The sequence below is a fragment of the Clostridium nigeriense genome (assembly GCF_050585245.1).
In the GTDB taxonomy this organism is placed as follows: Bacteria; Bacillota; Clostridia; order Clostridiales; family Clostridiaceae; genus Clostridium; species Clostridium nigeriense_A.
The window spans coordinates 530,663-547,601 of the sequence record NZ_JBNOOF010000002.1; the positions used below are offsets into that span (position 1 = coordinate 530,663).

Annotated in this window: 14 protein-coding genes; 13 read left to right on the forward strand and 1 reads right to left on the reverse strand. The window is 26.2% G+C overall.

What is annotated here, in order from left to right; genetic code table 11:
- From cysD to ACQPUY_RS05870, 6 genes are all read left to right on the forward strand, one after another.
- Complete coding sequence (cysD, locus tag ACQPUY_RS05845; RefSeq protein WP_430840182.1) at positions 1-801, forward strand: sulfate adenylyltransferase subunit CysD; 801 nt, start codon at positions 1-3, stop codon at positions 799-801.
- Positions 802-811: 10 nt separating this feature from the next.
- Complete coding sequence (locus ACQPUY_RS05850) at positions 812-2,506, forward strand: sulfate adenylyltransferase subunit 1 (protein WP_430840184.1); 1,695 nt, start codon at positions 812-814, stop codon at positions 2,504-2,506.
- 219 nt (positions 2,507-2,725) lie between these two features.
- The gene (locus ACQPUY_RS05855; protein ID WP_430840186.1) at positions 2,726-3,379 is read left to right on the forward strand and encodes a deoxynucleoside kinase; all 654 of its coding nucleotides are present in this window, start codon (positions 2,726-2,728) and stop codon (positions 3,377-3,379) included.
- A 166-nt stretch (positions 3,380-3,545) separates the two neighbouring features.
- Positions 3,546-3,986, forward strand: a complete 441-nt coding sequence (locus ACQPUY_RS05860; RefSeq protein WP_430840188.1) for a hypothetical protein — start codon at positions 3,546-3,548, stop codon at positions 3,984-3,986.
- Between the two features lie 162 nt (positions 3,987-4,148).
- Complete coding sequence (locus ACQPUY_RS05865) at positions 4,149-5,549, forward strand: MFS transporter (protein WP_430840190.1); 1,401 nt, start codon at positions 4,149-4,151, stop codon at positions 5,547-5,549.
- Positions 5,550-5,826: 277 nt separating this feature from the next.
- A complete protein-coding gene (locus tag ACQPUY_RS05870; protein WP_430840192.1) occupies positions 5,827-7,113 on the forward strand; it encodes an MFS transporter in 1,287 nt (428 codons plus the stop codon).
- Between the two features lie 177 nt (positions 7,114-7,290).
- Here the strand turns inward: ACQPUY_RS05870 and ACQPUY_RS05875 are convergent, their stop codons facing one another.
- The gene (locus ACQPUY_RS05875; protein WP_430840194.1) at positions 7,291-9,195 is read right to left on the reverse strand and encodes an NAD(+) synthase; all 1,905 of its coding nucleotides are present in this window, start codon (positions 9,193-9,195) and stop codon (positions 7,291-7,293) included.
- Positions 9,196-9,464: 269 nt separating this feature from the next.
- On the opposite strand from ACQPUY_RS05875, the gene ACQPUY_RS05880 reads away from it, so the two are divergent.
- From ACQPUY_RS05880 to ACQPUY_RS05910, 7 genes are all read left to right on the forward strand, one after another.
- The gene (locus ACQPUY_RS05880) at positions 9,465-9,896 is read left to right on the forward strand and encodes an NfeD family protein (RefSeq protein ID WP_430840195.1); all 432 of its coding nucleotides are present in this window, start codon (positions 9,465-9,467) and stop codon (positions 9,894-9,896) included.
- Positions 9,897-10,850, forward strand: a complete 954-nt coding sequence (locus ACQPUY_RS05885) for an SPFH domain-containing protein (protein WP_430840196.1) — start codon at positions 9,897-9,899, stop codon at positions 10,848-10,850.
- Between the two features lie 310 nt (positions 10,851-11,160).
- Positions 11,161-12,006, forward strand: a complete 846-nt coding sequence (locus ACQPUY_RS05890) for an amidase domain-containing protein (protein WP_430840197.1) — start codon at positions 11,161-11,163, stop codon at positions 12,004-12,006.
- A 230-nt stretch (positions 12,007-12,236) separates the two neighbouring features.
- On the forward strand, positions 12,237-12,926 hold the full coding sequence (locus ACQPUY_RS05895) for a hypothetical protein (RefSeq protein WP_430840198.1): 690 nt from the start codon (positions 12,237-12,239) through the stop codon (positions 12,924-12,926).
- A gap of 194 nt (positions 12,927-13,120) precedes the next feature.
- Complete coding sequence (locus ACQPUY_RS05900; protein WP_430840199.1) at positions 13,121-14,182, forward strand: AEC family transporter; 1,062 nt, start codon at positions 13,121-13,123, stop codon at positions 14,180-14,182.
- Positions 14,183-14,211: 29 nt separating this feature from the next.
- Positions 14,212-15,210, forward strand: coding sequence for a 2-hydroxyacid dehydrogenase (locus tag ACQPUY_RS05905; protein ID WP_430840200.1), 999 nt, complete (start codon positions 14,212-14,214; stop codon positions 15,208-15,210).
- Between the two features lie 180 nt (positions 15,211-15,390).
- Positions 15,391-16,938, forward strand: a complete 1,548-nt coding sequence (locus ACQPUY_RS05910; protein WP_430840201.1) for a GHKL domain-containing protein — start codon at positions 15,391-15,393, stop codon at positions 16,936-16,938.
- Position 16,939: the final 1 nt, after the last annotated feature.

Sequence of the window (16,939 nt, forward strand, 5' to 3'; positions counted from 1 at the left end):
ATGGATCATTTAGATAGATTAGAAGCTCAAAGTATTTATATTTTAAGAGAAGCTTATAAGAAGTTTGGAAAACTTGGTATGCTTTGGTCAATAGGAAAAGATTCTACAGTGTTATTATGGCTTGCAAGAAAAGCCTTCTTTGGATATTGTCCATTTCAATTTATTCATGTTGATACAACTTATAAAATTCCAGCAATGATAGAATATAGGGATAAAATTGCTAAAGAATTAGGGTTAAATTTAATAGTCCATACTAATGAAGAAGCTGTAAAAAGTGGAATGGGGCCAAGTAAAGGTAGATTAGTTTGTTGTAAGGCTTTAAAAACAGATGCTCTTCAACAAGTAATAAATAAATATGAGTTTGAAGGATTAATTTTAGGAATAAGAAGAGATGAAGAGGGATCTAGATCTAAGGAGAGAGTCTTTAGTGAAAGAAATAGAGATTCAAAATGGGATTATATAAATCAACCACCAGAACTATGGGATCAATTTAAAACAGACTTTCCAAAAGGGAATCATATAAGGGTACATCCAATACTTCATTGGAATGAAATAGATATATGGGAGTATATAAAAAGAGAAAATATTCCACTTATAGATTTGTATTTTTCTAAGAATGGTAAAAGATATAGGAGTTTAGGATGTGCTGAATGTACAGGAACTATAGATTCTAATGCTTCAACTATTGATGAAATTATTAATGAACTTAAAGCAACAAAAACTTCAGAAAGAGCAGGAAGAGCCCAAGACCAAGAAGATTCTTATGCAATGCAAAAATTACGTAAAGAAGGGTATATGTAGGGGTGCAAATATGAGTAGTAGAGAAATTTTAAGGATAGTGGCAGTTGGACATGTAGATCATGGAAAGTCAACAGTAATAGGACGATTACTTTATGATACTAATTCTATAGCTGAAGGAGTAATTAATAAGGTGAAAAAAGTTTGTGATGAGGATGGCAAGGTATTTGAATATGCATTCCTATTAGATGCCTTTGAAGAAGAGCAAAAACAAGGAATAACTATAGATACAACAGAAATAAAATTTAAAAGTGAAAAAAGAGATTATGTAATAATAGATGCACCTGGACATAAAGAATTTTTAAAAAACATGATATCTGGTGCAGCAAGTGCAGAAGGAGCACTTTTAATAATTGATAGTAATGAAGGGATACAAGAACAGTCCAAAAGACATGGTTATATTTTATCATTACTTGGAATAAAACAAGTTTATGTTCTAGTTAATAAGATGGATTTAATCAATTATGCTGAAGATAAATTTAATAATATTAAGTTAGAAATGAATAAGTTTTTAGAGAATTTAGGTGTATATCCTAAAAAGTATATTCCTATTTCAGCTTATTATGGAGAGAATATATCAAGAAAATCCCATAAGATGAATTGGTATAATGATGAAACTGTTTTAGAAGCATTAGATTTATTTACAAAGGAAAGAGGGTTAGAAGATAAGGGGCTTAGGCTTCCAATACAAGATGTTTATAAATTTGATGATAGAAGAATAATAGCAGGAAGAATAGAATCAGGAAAGATAGCTGCGGGGGATGAAGTTTTAATATCACCAACTAATAAAATTACTAAGGTAAAATCTATAGAATATTTTTTAGATGAGGATAAAAGAAGAGTAGAAGAGACAGGAAGAAGTATAGGAATTATATTAGAAGATGAATTTTATAATAAAAGAGGAGAAATTATTTCGCATATTACTTCAAGGCCATTAATTGGAGATACCATAGAAGCAAATATAATATGGATGGGTAAAAATAATTTAAATAAAAATAAAAAGTATAAATTGAAGTTAGTTACTCAAGAGGTAGAATGTGAGATTTCTTCTATAGAAAAGGTAATAGACGCTACAACTTTGAAAGAGTTAATTGATGTAAATGAAGTAAAATTAAATGATGTGGCTCAAGTAATAATTAAAACTAAGGAATTAATATCTTTTGATAAGTTTAGCGACAATAATTCTATGGGACGATTTGTTATAATAGATGATTATGATGTAAGTGGAGGAGGAATAATTTCTAATTTAAAGAGAAGCAAAGAGAATATAGGTACAATTTTTATTAAAGAAAATATAGAAATAATTTTAGATATTTTTGAAGAATACTACATTATTTTACCGGGTGAGATTATAAATAAGGTTAATAAAAAACAAAATATATTTAGAGTAGGAGAAGAGGTTGAAATAAAGGGAGAAACATTTAATTATGGAAAAAGTTTTGATATTATAATTGCTGATAAAAATATAGCTATAAAAGTGAGAGATAAAAAGCTTAAGGATATAATTTATTTAGATAATTATAAGTATGAATTTTATAATATAATAAATGAAAAAGGATTTAGAATAAAAATAAATAATAATGAAGAGTTATATAAATATGTAGAAGAATATAAATCTTTAGTTTCTTTAAATCATAAGCTTATAGATTTTTATAATAAGTGGTTGGATTTTTCTTCATTTAGAAATATTAAATATTTAGGAAGTTGAACTATTAATTGTTAATTGAGCTGATCTTTGTGACAGCAGCTTTTTGTCTTTATAGAATTATATTAGAAGATAAATTGTGAAGATTTAGAAAAGTACAATATATAGTATAAAATTTATTTTAAATACAATATATAGTGCAAAAAATAAAAGTCAAGTCTTGAAAGTGATTTTTTTATTATGTAATATAGAGAAAGACAAAAAGTAAAGGATAGGTGAAGCATGTTGATAGTTGTTGGAGGTATGATTGGACTTGGTAAAAGTTCTGTTGCTGAAATTCTAGGGAATCATTTTAATTCAGATGTATTTTATGAAAGTGTAGATGATAATCCTATATTACCTTTATTCTATAGTGAAAGTGAAGAAGAAATTCAAAAAAATAGATATCCATTTTTATTACAACTATATTTCTTAAATACAAGATTTAAGAGCATAAAGGAAGCACTAGTAAATAATAATAATGTTTTAGATAGATCAATATATGAAGATTGGTATTTTGCTAAAAAGAACATGGAACTTGGAAGAATTAATGAATTAGAAATGAAAATATATGAAGATCTTTTACACAATATGTTAGAAGAATTAGAAGAACTTCCAAAGAAGGCACCAGATATTATGGTTTATTTAAAGGGATCCTTTGAAACTGTTCTGAATAGAATAGCATTAAGAGGTAGGGAGTTCGAAATAGATGAAAGCTTAAAAGAATATTATCATTTCTTATGGAAGGATTATGATGCATGGGTAGAAAATTGCTATAATGCATCAGAAGTTCTAATAATAGATATGGATAAGATGGATGTTGTAAATAATGAAACTGATAAAGACAAGCTAATAAAATTAGTTGAAGAGAAGCTTAAAGAAGTTAGAGAAAAATAAAAAATTATAATATAAGTATATATGATTAGAGTAAATTATTTAAATTTGCTCTAATTTTTTTTGTAAAAAATAAAATAATTGAAGCTTTAGAAAAATGTTAGAATTATTTAAAAGGGTTTGTAAGATTTAAATGATAGTATAGAGGAAAAGAGAGTAGGAGAGATATATGGAAAATGATAATAAAGAAAAGTTAGAGTTAAAGATAAAAAAATCAGCTATACTTATAGTAATTATAGTAAATATAATTGTGGGTTTATGCTTAAATTTTAATGAAATTCTAACAGGAGGGCCTATAAGTAGTAAAAATATAATAGTATCTATAGGATATTTATTAGTATGGATTTTAAGTATATTATTAGCAAAATATTTAAAAAGTAAAAATTTATTAAAGATATTTTTAGGATTTTGGATAGTTAATTTATTTATGTATATCTTAGTAATGATTTTATTGAATTTTAGTTTTTATCCTAAAATATTTATTATTTTTGTGATAATTTTCATTGGACCTATGCATGGTATATACATAGGAAATAGTATTATTACAATAAGTATAATAGATATTTTAATAAGCATTTTTATTTATTATATAATCAAGAGAGAAAAATAAGTAAGAAGTATTATAGAACTTTTATGATAATATGAAAATTTTAAAGATAATTTTCTAGAATTACCTCAAATTAAAGTTTATGTCATTTTTCATGAATTTTCATTTAAGGAAAATAGTAGTACAATGTAAAAATTGACTGATTTTTTACAAGGAGATGAAAAAATGAAAAGAGAATGGACAATATTATTAGTAATTCTACCAATGATCTTTATGACTACACTAGATAGTAGTATAGTAAATGTTGCATTACCAACTATGGCAAAGGAACTTGGAACTACTATGGCTGGAATAGAATGGGTAGTAACTAGTTATCTTATAGCGATATGTGCATTAATTTTATTATTTGGTAGATTTGGAGATATAATTGGAAAAAGTAGAGTATTTAGGTTTGGAGTAGCGGTATTTACAATAGGATCTTTACTTTGTGGTTTATCTAATTCATTAATAACTTTAATTATATCAAGAGTAATTCAAGCAGTAGGGGCTGCTGCTGCTATGGCTACTAATCAAGGAATAATAACAGAAGTATTTCCTGCTTCAGAAAGAGGCAGAGCATTAGGGCTGACAGGGACAGCAGTTGCTTTAGGAACTATGGTAGGACCTACATTAGGAGGAGTAATTGTTTCAGTAGCTCCTTGGAAATACATATTTTTAATAAATATACCTATAGGTATTTTAGTTTATATTTCTATAATTAAGACATTAAACTTTAAAAAAGCTTATAATAAAATAAATTTTGATTTAAAAGGAAGTATTCTATTTATTATTTCAATTATATTACTTTTTTGTTCAATAAATTTCGGACAAAGTATTGGATTTACTAATCCTATTATAATAGGATCATTTATTATATCACTTATACTATTATTTGTATTTATTAAAAGTGAAGGAAAAGTTAGTAGTCCAATGTTAGATATAAATATATTTAAAAATAAATTATTTTCATTAAGTATATTCTGTGGATTTACTTCTTTTATTGCATTAGGAGCAATGAATATAATTTTACCATTTTATCTTCAAGATGTATTGAGTTTAACTCCAAGAGCTGCAGGTTTTATGATGACAGTTTCACCTATAGTTTTATTCATAGTAGCACCTGTAAGTGGACATTTATCTGACAAGGTTGGAAGTGAAAAAATATCAGCTTTAGGATTAAGTATTATGACTTTAGCCTTCTTTTCATTAGCTATTTTTAAGGAAAATACACCTCTATTTTTAGTAGGACTTCTTATAGGTTTAGTATCTCTTGGAAGTGGAATGTTTCAATCACCTAATAACTCTTTAATAATGTCTACAGTTGATAAGAGTAAGCTTGGAATTGCAGGAAGTATAAATGGTCTAATAAGAAATTTAGGAATAACAGTAGGAATAGCATTCTCTACAAGTCTTTTGTATACGATGATGAGTAGTAAAATAGGTTATAAGGTTTCTGGCTTTGTTGAAGGAAGAGCTGATGTATTTATTTATGCAATGAGATTTGTATTTATAGGCATTGCTATAATTAGTTTAATTGGAGCTATATTAACTTTATTAAGAGTATTAAGAAAAGAAGATGTAGCTTAGAATAAATGGAGTTGTTTATAAAAACAGCTCCATTTATAATTTGCTTATTAATTTTATAAATAAAGATTTGTAAGTTTCTTTGAGTTAAAAGGAATAAATATAGAAAAATAAATATACATTTTATTAAAAAATTTATTTACTGATATAATAATGTTACTATATAATTGTATTATATTATAATAAATGGATATTTTAGGTGATATTTAAGTAGAATAATGTTATGAATATCTAATTATAAAAATTAAATACATTTTAGCAATAGAGTAAAGGGGGAAATATGAAATTTAAACTTTTAAAAGAAAAAAACTTTTCACTTTTAATGTTTGGAAAAATCACATCTTTAATTGGTTCTTACATGCAGAGTTTTGCATTATCACTATTTGTATTAAGTACTACAGGCTCTGCTACAAAATTTGCATCTATCCTTGCTGTTTCATTAATTCCAGGGCTAATTGTATCACCTATTTCTGGGGTAATTGTAGACTGGTTTTATAGAAAAAATATATTGATTTTTTTAGATTTGGCAAGTGGGATAGTAGTAAGTATTTTTGCTATTATTTACTTTATTACTGGAGAAATGCCTTTAATTAATATTTATATTTTAGTTATAATACTTTCCTTGATTTCAACCTTAGATAATCCAACTCTTCAAACTATAATTCCAACGATAACAAAAAAAGAAGATTTAGTTGAAGCTAATGCATTAAATTCACTTTTAATGGCTATTGGTAATATAATTTCGCCTGCTATTGCAGCATTAGTATATGGTAGCTTTGGATTAAAGGGTGTTTTTATAGTAAATGCTATTACATTTTTTGTATCAGCTATTTCAGAAATCTTCTTAGTTATTCCTAGGAATATAAAGTCAAAAGGGAAATTATCTTTAAATAAATTTGCTTCGGAATTTAAAGATGGAATTGGATTTATATTAAAGAAAAGAGATATTATAAATATTGTAAGCTTAGCTGTAATATTAAATTTTGCATTAGGTTCTTTTACTATTGGTTCCGCATATATTAGTAAGATTATTTTAGAGGTATCAGATATACAATATGGTATAGTGGATACTTTTGCTGTGGCAGGGATGATTTTAGCCACTTTTATTGTAGGGTGGCTTTCAAAGAAGTATTCTTTAGGTAAAAATTTATACGGAAGTTTAATGATAGCATCAGTACTTTTATCAGGATATTCTATTGTAGCTTTAAAACCATTAGTAGCTATTGAAAATTCTATTTTTTATTTATATTTATTAATGCTATTAATCACATTAACTATGTGTATATTTATTGGTATCGCAAATACCTTTTTAAGTTCAGGACTTCAATCAATAGTTCCTTTAGAGTTTTTAGGAAGAGTATCAACAGTTGTTTCAACAGGATGTATGATAGCTTCACCTTTAAGTAGTATGGTTTATGGATATCTTTTTGATAAAATTAGTGTTTCAAGTATATTCTTAATTTCTTCAGGAATAATGATTATAGCAATGTTATTATTTAAAAAATCATTACTTCAAATTAATCTTTTGGAAGAAGAAAAATATGAAATTGATGTAAATACTGTTTAGTTTTGAAATGTAAATTAAATATGGATATTACAAGATTATTAAAATTTATTTTGTAATATCCATTTTTGAACTTTATTCAATTTTTTCATATCTTTGAGTTAGTAGAAGTAAATATGGTATGTTAGGATGACTTGGTGCTTTAGGTGGATCAACTAACATAATATAGTTACTTATTTTTTATTTAAAAGAATTAAATGATGCATCGGAAGGCATTCTCCAGTCCCCACGAGGACTTAAAGAAATACTACCAACCTTAGGTCCGTCTGGTAATGCACTCCTTTTAAATTGTTGAGTAAAGAATCTGTAAATAAACTTATCTAGCCACTTTTCAATTTCTTCTTTACTGTAATCATTTTTAAAGGCTTTTTCAGCTAAAAATTGAATTCTTTCCTTTGAAGAGCCATTTTTAATAAAGTGATATAAGAAGAAATCATGTAGTTCATATGGTCCAACTATATCTTCTGTTTTTTGTGTAATTTCCCCTTTATCTCCTTTTGGTAATAACTCTGGACTTACAGGAGTATCTAATATATCTAGTAATGTTTCAGAAACTTCTTTAGTAGACTCTTTTTCAGCTACATATTTAACTAAGTATCTAACTAAAGTTTTTGGTATAGATGGATTTACAGAATACATACTCATATGATCTCCATTATATGTACACCAACCAAGGGCTAATTCTGAAAGATCTCCTGTACCTATTAATAATCCGCCTTCTTTGTTAGCTAAGTCCATAAGGATTTGAGTTCTTTCTCTTGCTTGAACATTTTCATAAGTTACATCATGTATATCTTTATCATGACCAATATCTTCAAAATGTTGAAGAGCAGCTTTTACTATATTTATTTCTCTTAAGTCACAACCAAGTTCTTTGCATAAAGTCAAGGCATTGTTGTATGTTCTATCTGTAGTTCCAAATCCAGGCATTGTTATTGTAACTATATTTTTATTATCTAAGCCTAGAAGTTTAAAGGTTTTTACTACTACAAGTAAGGCTAATGTAGAGTCAAGGCCTCCTGATATTCCTATAACTGCTTTCTTTAAATTAGTATGTTCCATTCTTTTTGCTAAAGCAGAAGCTTGAATGCTGAAAATTTCTTTACATCTTTCTTCCCTTTGCTTAGCATTAGAAGGAACAAAAGGATGTTTATCTAAATATCTATCAAAGTTACTAATATTATTCTCTTTATAATTAAAATTAATAATTTTTGCATCAAAAGGAACTATTCTTGAAGCATCTCTATAGCTTATATTTTTTAGTCTTTCACTATTAAGTTTAAAAACATCTATATAAGAGTAAATAATTTCATTTTCTCTTTGGAATCTTTCATTTTCTTTAAGTATAGTTCCATTTTCTGAGATAAGAAGATGACCACTAAATAATAAATCTGTAGTAGATTCATGAACTCCTGCAGAAGAATAAATATATGCAGACATACATCTAGCACTTTGATTTGAAATTAAAGCTTCTCTATAATCTTTTTTACTTACTAATTCATTAGAGGCAGATAAATTCCCTATAATATTAGCTCCTAAAAGTGAGAGATATGAGCTTGGAGGTATAGTAACCCAAAGATCTTCACAAACCTCAAAACCAAAGCTATATGCACCAGATTTGAAAATTAAGTTAGTTCCAAATGGTATATCTTTTTGAAAATCAAAATCAACTTTTTCATCAACAATTCCTAATCCTTCACTAAACCAACGTTTTTCGTAAAATTCACTATAGTTAGGCAGGTATGATTTTGGAACAATTCCTAGTATTTTTCCATTAAATATTATATAAGCACAGTTAAATAAAACATTTTTAAAGTTTAAAGGAGCGCCTACAGCTATTAGCATATCTAGACTAGAACTTTTTTCTAGTATTTTTTGAATAGCGATATTTGCTTTTTCTAAAAGGCTATATTGCATAAATAAATCTCCACAACTATATGAAGTAATACACAATTCAGGAAAAACTATTGCCTTTGTTTCATTTTTAGAGGCTTCATCTAAGCATGAGAAAATATTCTCTAAGTTATATTCAATATCTGCAACACGTGTAACAGGACATGCAGCAGCAACTTTAATAAAATCCATAAAATCTCTCCAATCTATATATTAATTAATAATATTTTAACTCTTTTTTGATATTAAATTCAGAACTAACTATTTAAATAATAAAAGGAAAACAATAGAAAATCAATGATAATAAAAGAAAAGACAATTAAGAGTTAAATAATACTGCATAAAAAGATATAAAAACTATTGTAATAGGATAAGAAATATAATATAATAAAATCATAATTAAACAATTTCAAAAATTTACTAGAAATGTTATAATATCATTAAGAAAAGGAGGGGGAGTAATGAGTGCAGTAATTTTTTGGATTATAATTGCAGCTATAGCAATTGGCATTGATATAATAACAAGTAATTTTTTATTTGCTTGGTTTACAGTTGGTGCAATTGCAGCTATGATTGCAGATATGATAGGTATATCATTCGAGTTCCAAATAATAATTTTCCTAGTATTAAACTTAATAACAATAGCTGTAGGATATCCTTGGGCTAAGAAAAAGTTTAAAAATGAGGTTAAGAGAATACCTTTAATGGAAGAAACCTATATAGGTAGGATAATGAAGGCAGAAGAGGATATAGTAGATAGGGCACGAGTTAAAGTAGATGGAGTGTACTGGACTGTACAAAATACAGGAGAAGAGATTAAAGCTGGTGATAGCTTTAATATTATTGGAATTGAAGGTATTAAATTAATCATAAAAAAAGAGGAGGAAAATTAGATGGATGGAATTATAGGAGTAGTTATTATTGGGGTAATAGTACTTTTTATTTTAATTACAATTTTATCATCAATAAAAATAGTAAATACAGGATATTTATATGTAGTAGAAAGGTTTGGACAGTATCATAAAACTTTAGAGCCAGGATGGCACTTTATGATTCCTTTTGTAGACTTTGTTAGAAAAAGAGTATCAACAAAGCAACAAATTTTAGATGTACCACCACAATCAGTTATTACTAAGGATAATGTTAAGATTTCAGTAGATAATGTTATTTTCTATAAACTTTTAAATGCAAGAGATGCTGTTTATAACATAGAAGATTTTAGATCTGGTATAGTTTATTCAGCAACAACTAACATGAGAAATATTTTAGGTAATATGTCTTTAGATGAAATATTATCAGGTAGAGATAAGATTAACCAAGATCTTTTAAGCATAATTGATGAAGTTACTGATGCATATGGTATAAAGATTCTTTCAGTTGAAATTAAGAATATAATACCACCAACAGAAATTCAAGAAGCTATGGAAAAACAAATGAAAGCAGAAAGAAATAAAAGAGCTATGATTCTTGAAGCAGAAGGACAAAGACAATCCCAAATTGAAAAGGCTGAAGGGGAAAAGAGATCTAAGATACTTGCTGCAGAAGCTGAAAAAGAAGCTAATATAAGAAGAGCAGAAGGATTAAAAGAATCTCAATTACTTGAAGCGGAAGGTAAGGCTAAAGCAATTGAAGAAATATCTATTGCAGAATCAGAAGCTATTAGAAAGGTTAACCAAGCAATAATAGAATCTGGAACTAATGAAACTGTTATAGCATTAAAACAAGTAGAAGCTCTTAAAGAAATGGCTAATAATCCAGCTAATAAGCTTATATTACCAAATGAAACTTTATCTTCACTTGGAAGTATAGCTGCAATAGGAGAAATGCTTAAAGGTAGTAAAGAATAAATAAAGAAATATCATAGTTTTAAGATACAGTAATCATTTTTGATTTCTGTATCTTTTTCTATTTTTAACATATGAGTTTGGGAGTATTATGAAGAAGTTAGAATTATAGATTTATATCTATGTATAAATTTTATTATAGTCTTAATAATAAATATAAATATTTATTTAATGACGTAGTTATGGAGTGTTTTTTATGAGACATAATAAAAAAATAATATATTTATTAAGGATATTAATTCTAATTTTACTAATTAGTATAAGTATAACGAGTAGAAGTATATTCAGTTATATTAAAGATGAATATTCATCAATGAAGTATAATAACGAAATTAGTGATATGAAAAATAGTAATTATAATAGAGAGAAAGCTAGGGAGTATGCATTAAAGTGGGCAACATCATCTAATAAAGAATATTATAATTTTATAAATGATGGCGGTGATTGTACAAATTTTGTTTCTCAAGTTTTAAGGGCTGGGGGATTGGATTTTGTAGGATCTAAAGCAAATGCGACAAGTATTAAATCTTGGTTTTATTATTCGTCAAATTTGCCAAATAGAACTTCTACATGGACAGCTGCTAATCCTTTTAATTTGCATTTTGGAAAGGAATATAAAAGAGCTTATGATTATAGAGAATATAAGATTGAAGATGCTTTAAAAAACTGGAATGAAATTTATTCAAGTATTTATATAGGTGATATAGTTCAATATTCAAGGCCTAATAATATAGCTTTTCATTCTCAGGCAATAACTGATATTTTAGATAAAAGCACTATTTATTTTAGTCAACATTCAAATTCTATAGAGAATTTCTATAAGAATGGTAATTTAAAATATTATTTGCTAGGTAAGCCTAATGATTATAATTTTCTTATATATAATATTAAGAAAGAGAAAAATAATCTTGAGGCCACAAATAGTAGGTTCTTATTAACTGAAGAGGACTATAAAAAAGAACTTAGAAAGGCTATAGATATGATTAAACTTAGTATAGAAGATACCAGATTTGATAATGAAGAATATAAAAATATAGATACTGAAAAATTTATTAGAAATATGGAAAGAAAAGTTGAAAATACAGAATTTAATATGAATGCTAGGTCTAAATCATCCAAAGAATTATTGGAATATTTAACGGATCGAAGCGATATTTAGATATTATTTTTATTTTAACATAAAATTAGGAATATAAAGTAGTAAATTTGATAAGAATAAAAATGACCCGAAAGGGTTACGTAGGTTTCTTTGCCGGTGGTGTATACTGCCGGTATTTTTTTCAAGAAAGTCTATTCCAAAATTATATTTAAGTAAATAATACAATTTATTTAATAATTATATAATATATAGTATAATTATTTATATAATTTAAATAATTGGGGTAAAAAATGAATATTAGAATAATATGTTGGAATATAAAAAATAAATTCAGAGTAGATGATGGAATAGAACTACTAAATAGAAAAGAATGTTTAGATAGGAAAATCTATTATCAGTTTTTAGATAAAAAGGTTGAAATAATTATTTTTGAAGGAAGTAATTTAAATAAAATAAATATAAAGAATAAAGAAGGTAAGATAATAATATTAGTTGAAGAGTTAGATGATAATAAATTTAATCAGATAAATGAAGTATTTAAAAATAATTTTTTGAAAATTTTAGTTGGAAAGGATAGTTTATCTGACAATAGAAATGGGATAGGATATTTTCCACAACTACTTAATAAAGATGATGAAATTAATATATGCGCATTACTATATATGTTAACTAATGAAAAAGTATTTTTTTATAACTTTAATAAACCTCATATAATAGTGGGAGAATATGGAGAGAATAATAAAGATGAAATAATACCAATATTCATATTAAAGAGATTTAGTAATTTTACAAAGCTAAAGAACTTCTCTTTAAATTTGCATGTAACTGAGGAGTTGAATTTAAAAGAGATTAGTTATATTGAAGATGGATTAATTGAGTATATAGATTTTGATGGGAAAATAAAAATTAATCAATTTATAAGTGATAAAAAAACAAATAATATATTTTTTTATCTAATTGCAAATCAGAAAAATATATAAGCTTAACTAAGATATATGGTGCCCTTGGGAAAGGAGGGAATACTTTATATATTAGTTAAGTTTTTTTTTTTGTTTTCACTTAAATAACTTAAATAATTATTTATAAAGTTAAAAAAATTGAATTTAATTAGTGTCGAAATATATAATTTTATTGCAAAGAATGTTAAAAAATAAACAAAGGGGGATAAGGTATTATGTTAGAGATAATACAAAAAACATTAACTGATAATTCAATAATTGGTGCTATATTTTCATCTATATTAATAATAGGATTAGGATTTTATCTAAGAAAAAAAGAGATGATAAATTCTGTTGCATCAAAAATATTAACTAAAATAGTTCTTACGGTATCATTACCAGCTTTAGCTTTTACTTCATTTATGAAAGATATAGATGGAGATCAACTTAAGCAAGGGATAAGTATTTTAATTTGGGGATTTGCTATATATATTATATTAATTCCTATAACTAAGATAATGTATTCAAAAGTAAAAGGTGACAAACAAGTTGTTTATAGAATACTTACTATATTTGGATCAACAACGTTTTTTGGTACACCAATAGTTACAGCGGTATATGGATCTGTTGGAACAATGTACTCTAATATATTTAATATAGCTTATAGAGTTTTCTTATATTCATATGCATTTATAAAGATGTCTGGAGCAAAGATGGATAAAGAAAATTTAAAAAAGAATGTTAAAGAAATATTTTTAAATCCTATAATACTTGCTACATTTTTAGGACTTTTTATTTGGTTATTCCAAGATATGCTACCACAAGTTCAAGTTGCAGCTAAAGATACAGTTGAAAGTTATGCTTTCTTAAGAATAGATAAAACACTTCCATGGTTATATAAGCCACTTTCATATTTACAAAGTTTAGCTTCACCACTTGCTTGGTTATCAATAGGAGCTACTTTAGCAGAGGTTCCATTTAAAAAAGCAATGTCTCAAAGCGATGCTTGGATATATAGTTTAATAAAAGTAATGTTAATACCAGTAATCAATTTAGTATTATTAGTAGTATTAAATGTAACAGGAATATTACCAGTATCATTTGAAGCAGTAGCAACAACAGTAATAATGATGGCTGCACCAACTGCAACAGTTGCAGCAGCATATGCAATTAATTTTGAAAAAGAAGCTGTATTTACTTCAAATTGTTCATTATTATCAACTCTTTTAGGGGTTGTAGCTATGCCAATATGGATAATAGCATTAGAGATTATTAAGAATTTACCTATTTTTGCATAAAAATATAATAGATTGTTGGAGGTAGCAATATGATTAAGATGGTATGCTTTGGTGTCAGAGACACAGAAGTTGAATATTTTAATAAATTAAATGAAGAGTATGGATATGATTTAAAATTAGTTACATCAGGTCTTACACATGACAATGTAGATGAAGCAATAGGTGCAGAAGCTATAATGGTAAGAGGAAATTGTAAAGCAGATAGAAGAAATCTAGAATTATTAAAGGAAAATGGCCTAAAATATGTTTTAACTAGAACAGTTGGATTTGATCATGTTGATTTAGAAGCAGTAAAAGATCTAGAATTAAAATGTGCTAGAGTTCCTGGATATTCACCAAATGCAATAAGTGAGTTAGCAGTAACACTTTCAATGATGCTTTTAAGACATACAGCCTATACAGTTAATAGAACAAGTAATAAAAACTTTACAATTGATTCATTTATGTTTAGTAAAGAAATTAGAAACTGCACAGTAGGAGTACTTGGAACAGGAAGAATTGGATTAACAACAGCTAAATTATTTAAAGGATTAGGAGCAAAAGTTTTAGGATATGATATATTCCAAAGCGATGAAGCTAAAGAAGTTGTTGAATTCAAAAGTTTAGATGAAGTTATAGCAGAATCAGATGTTATTTCAATACATATGCCTTATTTTAAGGATTCCAATTATCATATAATTAATGATGAGTTTATATCAAAGATGAAAGATGGAGCTGTTTTAGTAAATACTGCTAGAGGAGAACTTCAAGATTTAGAAGCTATAATAAGAGGAATTAAAAGTGGTAAATTAGCTGGTTTTGGTACCGATGTACTTGAAGGAGAATCACAAGTATTCTTTAAGAATTTAAATGGACAAAAACTTGAAAATGAAGTATTTGAAGAATTAGTTAATTTATATCCAAGAGTATTAATAACACCTCATATGGGTTCTTATACTGATGAAGCATTAATCAATATGATAGGTATATCTTATGAAAATTTAAGGGAATTTATAAATTGTGGACAATGTAAAAATAATATAGTATAGTATAATTGAAATTAGGGCTGTCGAAAGATGGCCCTAATTTTAAGAGGTAAATTACAATTTTTGCTATTATATGATGTAAATTTATATGTTTTTTGAAAAAATTAGACATTATTTACAATTGAATCGAAAGAATATATAATTTTGTTGGATGTTTATATTATATTTAGTTAGGAGAGAACTATGAAAATAAATTTTGAAAGGAAGTTAGTATTATCAGCAATATTTATAGCTTTAATACCATTAATATTTTCATATGGAATATTTATAAATGATAAACTAGATACATATGATCAAACAATAAAGGATATGTTAAGATATTCAGCTTATGATATATCAACAAATAGCTTAGTAAAAGAAAAGTTAATTGATAATGAAAATGATGGAGTAATACAAAGCTATGCAGCAGATATTATTTCTTATAATGAATTTATAGATATAATTGTTATATGTGATATGAAAGGGGAAAAGTATTCGCATTTAGATGAATCACAAATAGGGGAAATATTTGTTAATCCAGATAAAAAAAGTGTATTAGAAGATGGTAAAGGTTATTATTCATTAATGGAGGGATCCATGGGAGTAACATTTCGCTGGTTCGAACCTATAATGGATGGAGAAAAGCAAATTGGCTTTGTTATGGTAGGAAAGTACTATAGTGATATTAGCAAAGTAAATTTAATGGTTAAGATAAATTATATACTATTATTTTTAATTACTATAATAGTATCAGTAATACTTTTTAAGTTTTTAGCTAGAAAAACAAAGAAAGAAATATTTGATATGGAGCCAGAGGAGATAGGAAGGCTATATAATGAAAAACAAACAATAATAGATAATGTCGAAAATGGAATAATAGTTTTAAATAAATATAATGAAGTTATTGAAGTAAATGAAAATTATTATAAATTATTTAATAATTTTGATGTGGATAAAGTAATAAAGAGACTTGAGTCTTATATAGATGAAAAACAGTCTTTTAAAATGAAAGAGTTTGTCATTCAAAATAGAAAAGTTTTTGTAACTTTAAGTAGTATAGTAAGTAATGAAGAATACTTAGGTGTATTAATTCTCTTAAGTGATAAAAATAATATAGACAAGCTTGCAAAAGAGATTACAGGAATAGATGAGGCTGCAAAAAGTTTAAGAGCTAACATACATGAGTTCAAAAATCATTTGCACGTTATATTAGGGTTAATTCAATTAGAATTATATTCTGAGGCTAAAAAATATATACTTGATATTCAAAAAGTTCAAGAGGATAATTCTATAGAATTTTTACAAATAAAAGATTGTTGTGTTAGAGCGTTGCTTCTAAGTAGAAAGGCAGTTGCAAAAGAAAAGGGTGTAAATTTAAATTTATATAACGGATCTATTTTATGGGAAGATCATGGAATAATAGATTCTAATGATATAGTAACTATTTTAGGTAATTTGATAGAAAATTCATTTGAAGCATGTAGTGCAAGTAATAATTTAGATAAATTAGTTGAAGTATATTTAAATGAGGATGATTATAGAATAGAAATAAAAGTAAAGGATAATGGATTACCTTTAGTTTATAAGAATATAGAAGAGATGACAATTGAAGGAGTATCATCAAAGGGAGAAGAAAGAGGAATAGGATTATATCTAGTTAAAAGTAAAGTTGAGTTATACAATGGAGATATAGAAGTAAAAGAGTACAAGGATAAGAAAATATTCTGTATAACAATATTAAAGGGAGAGTAAT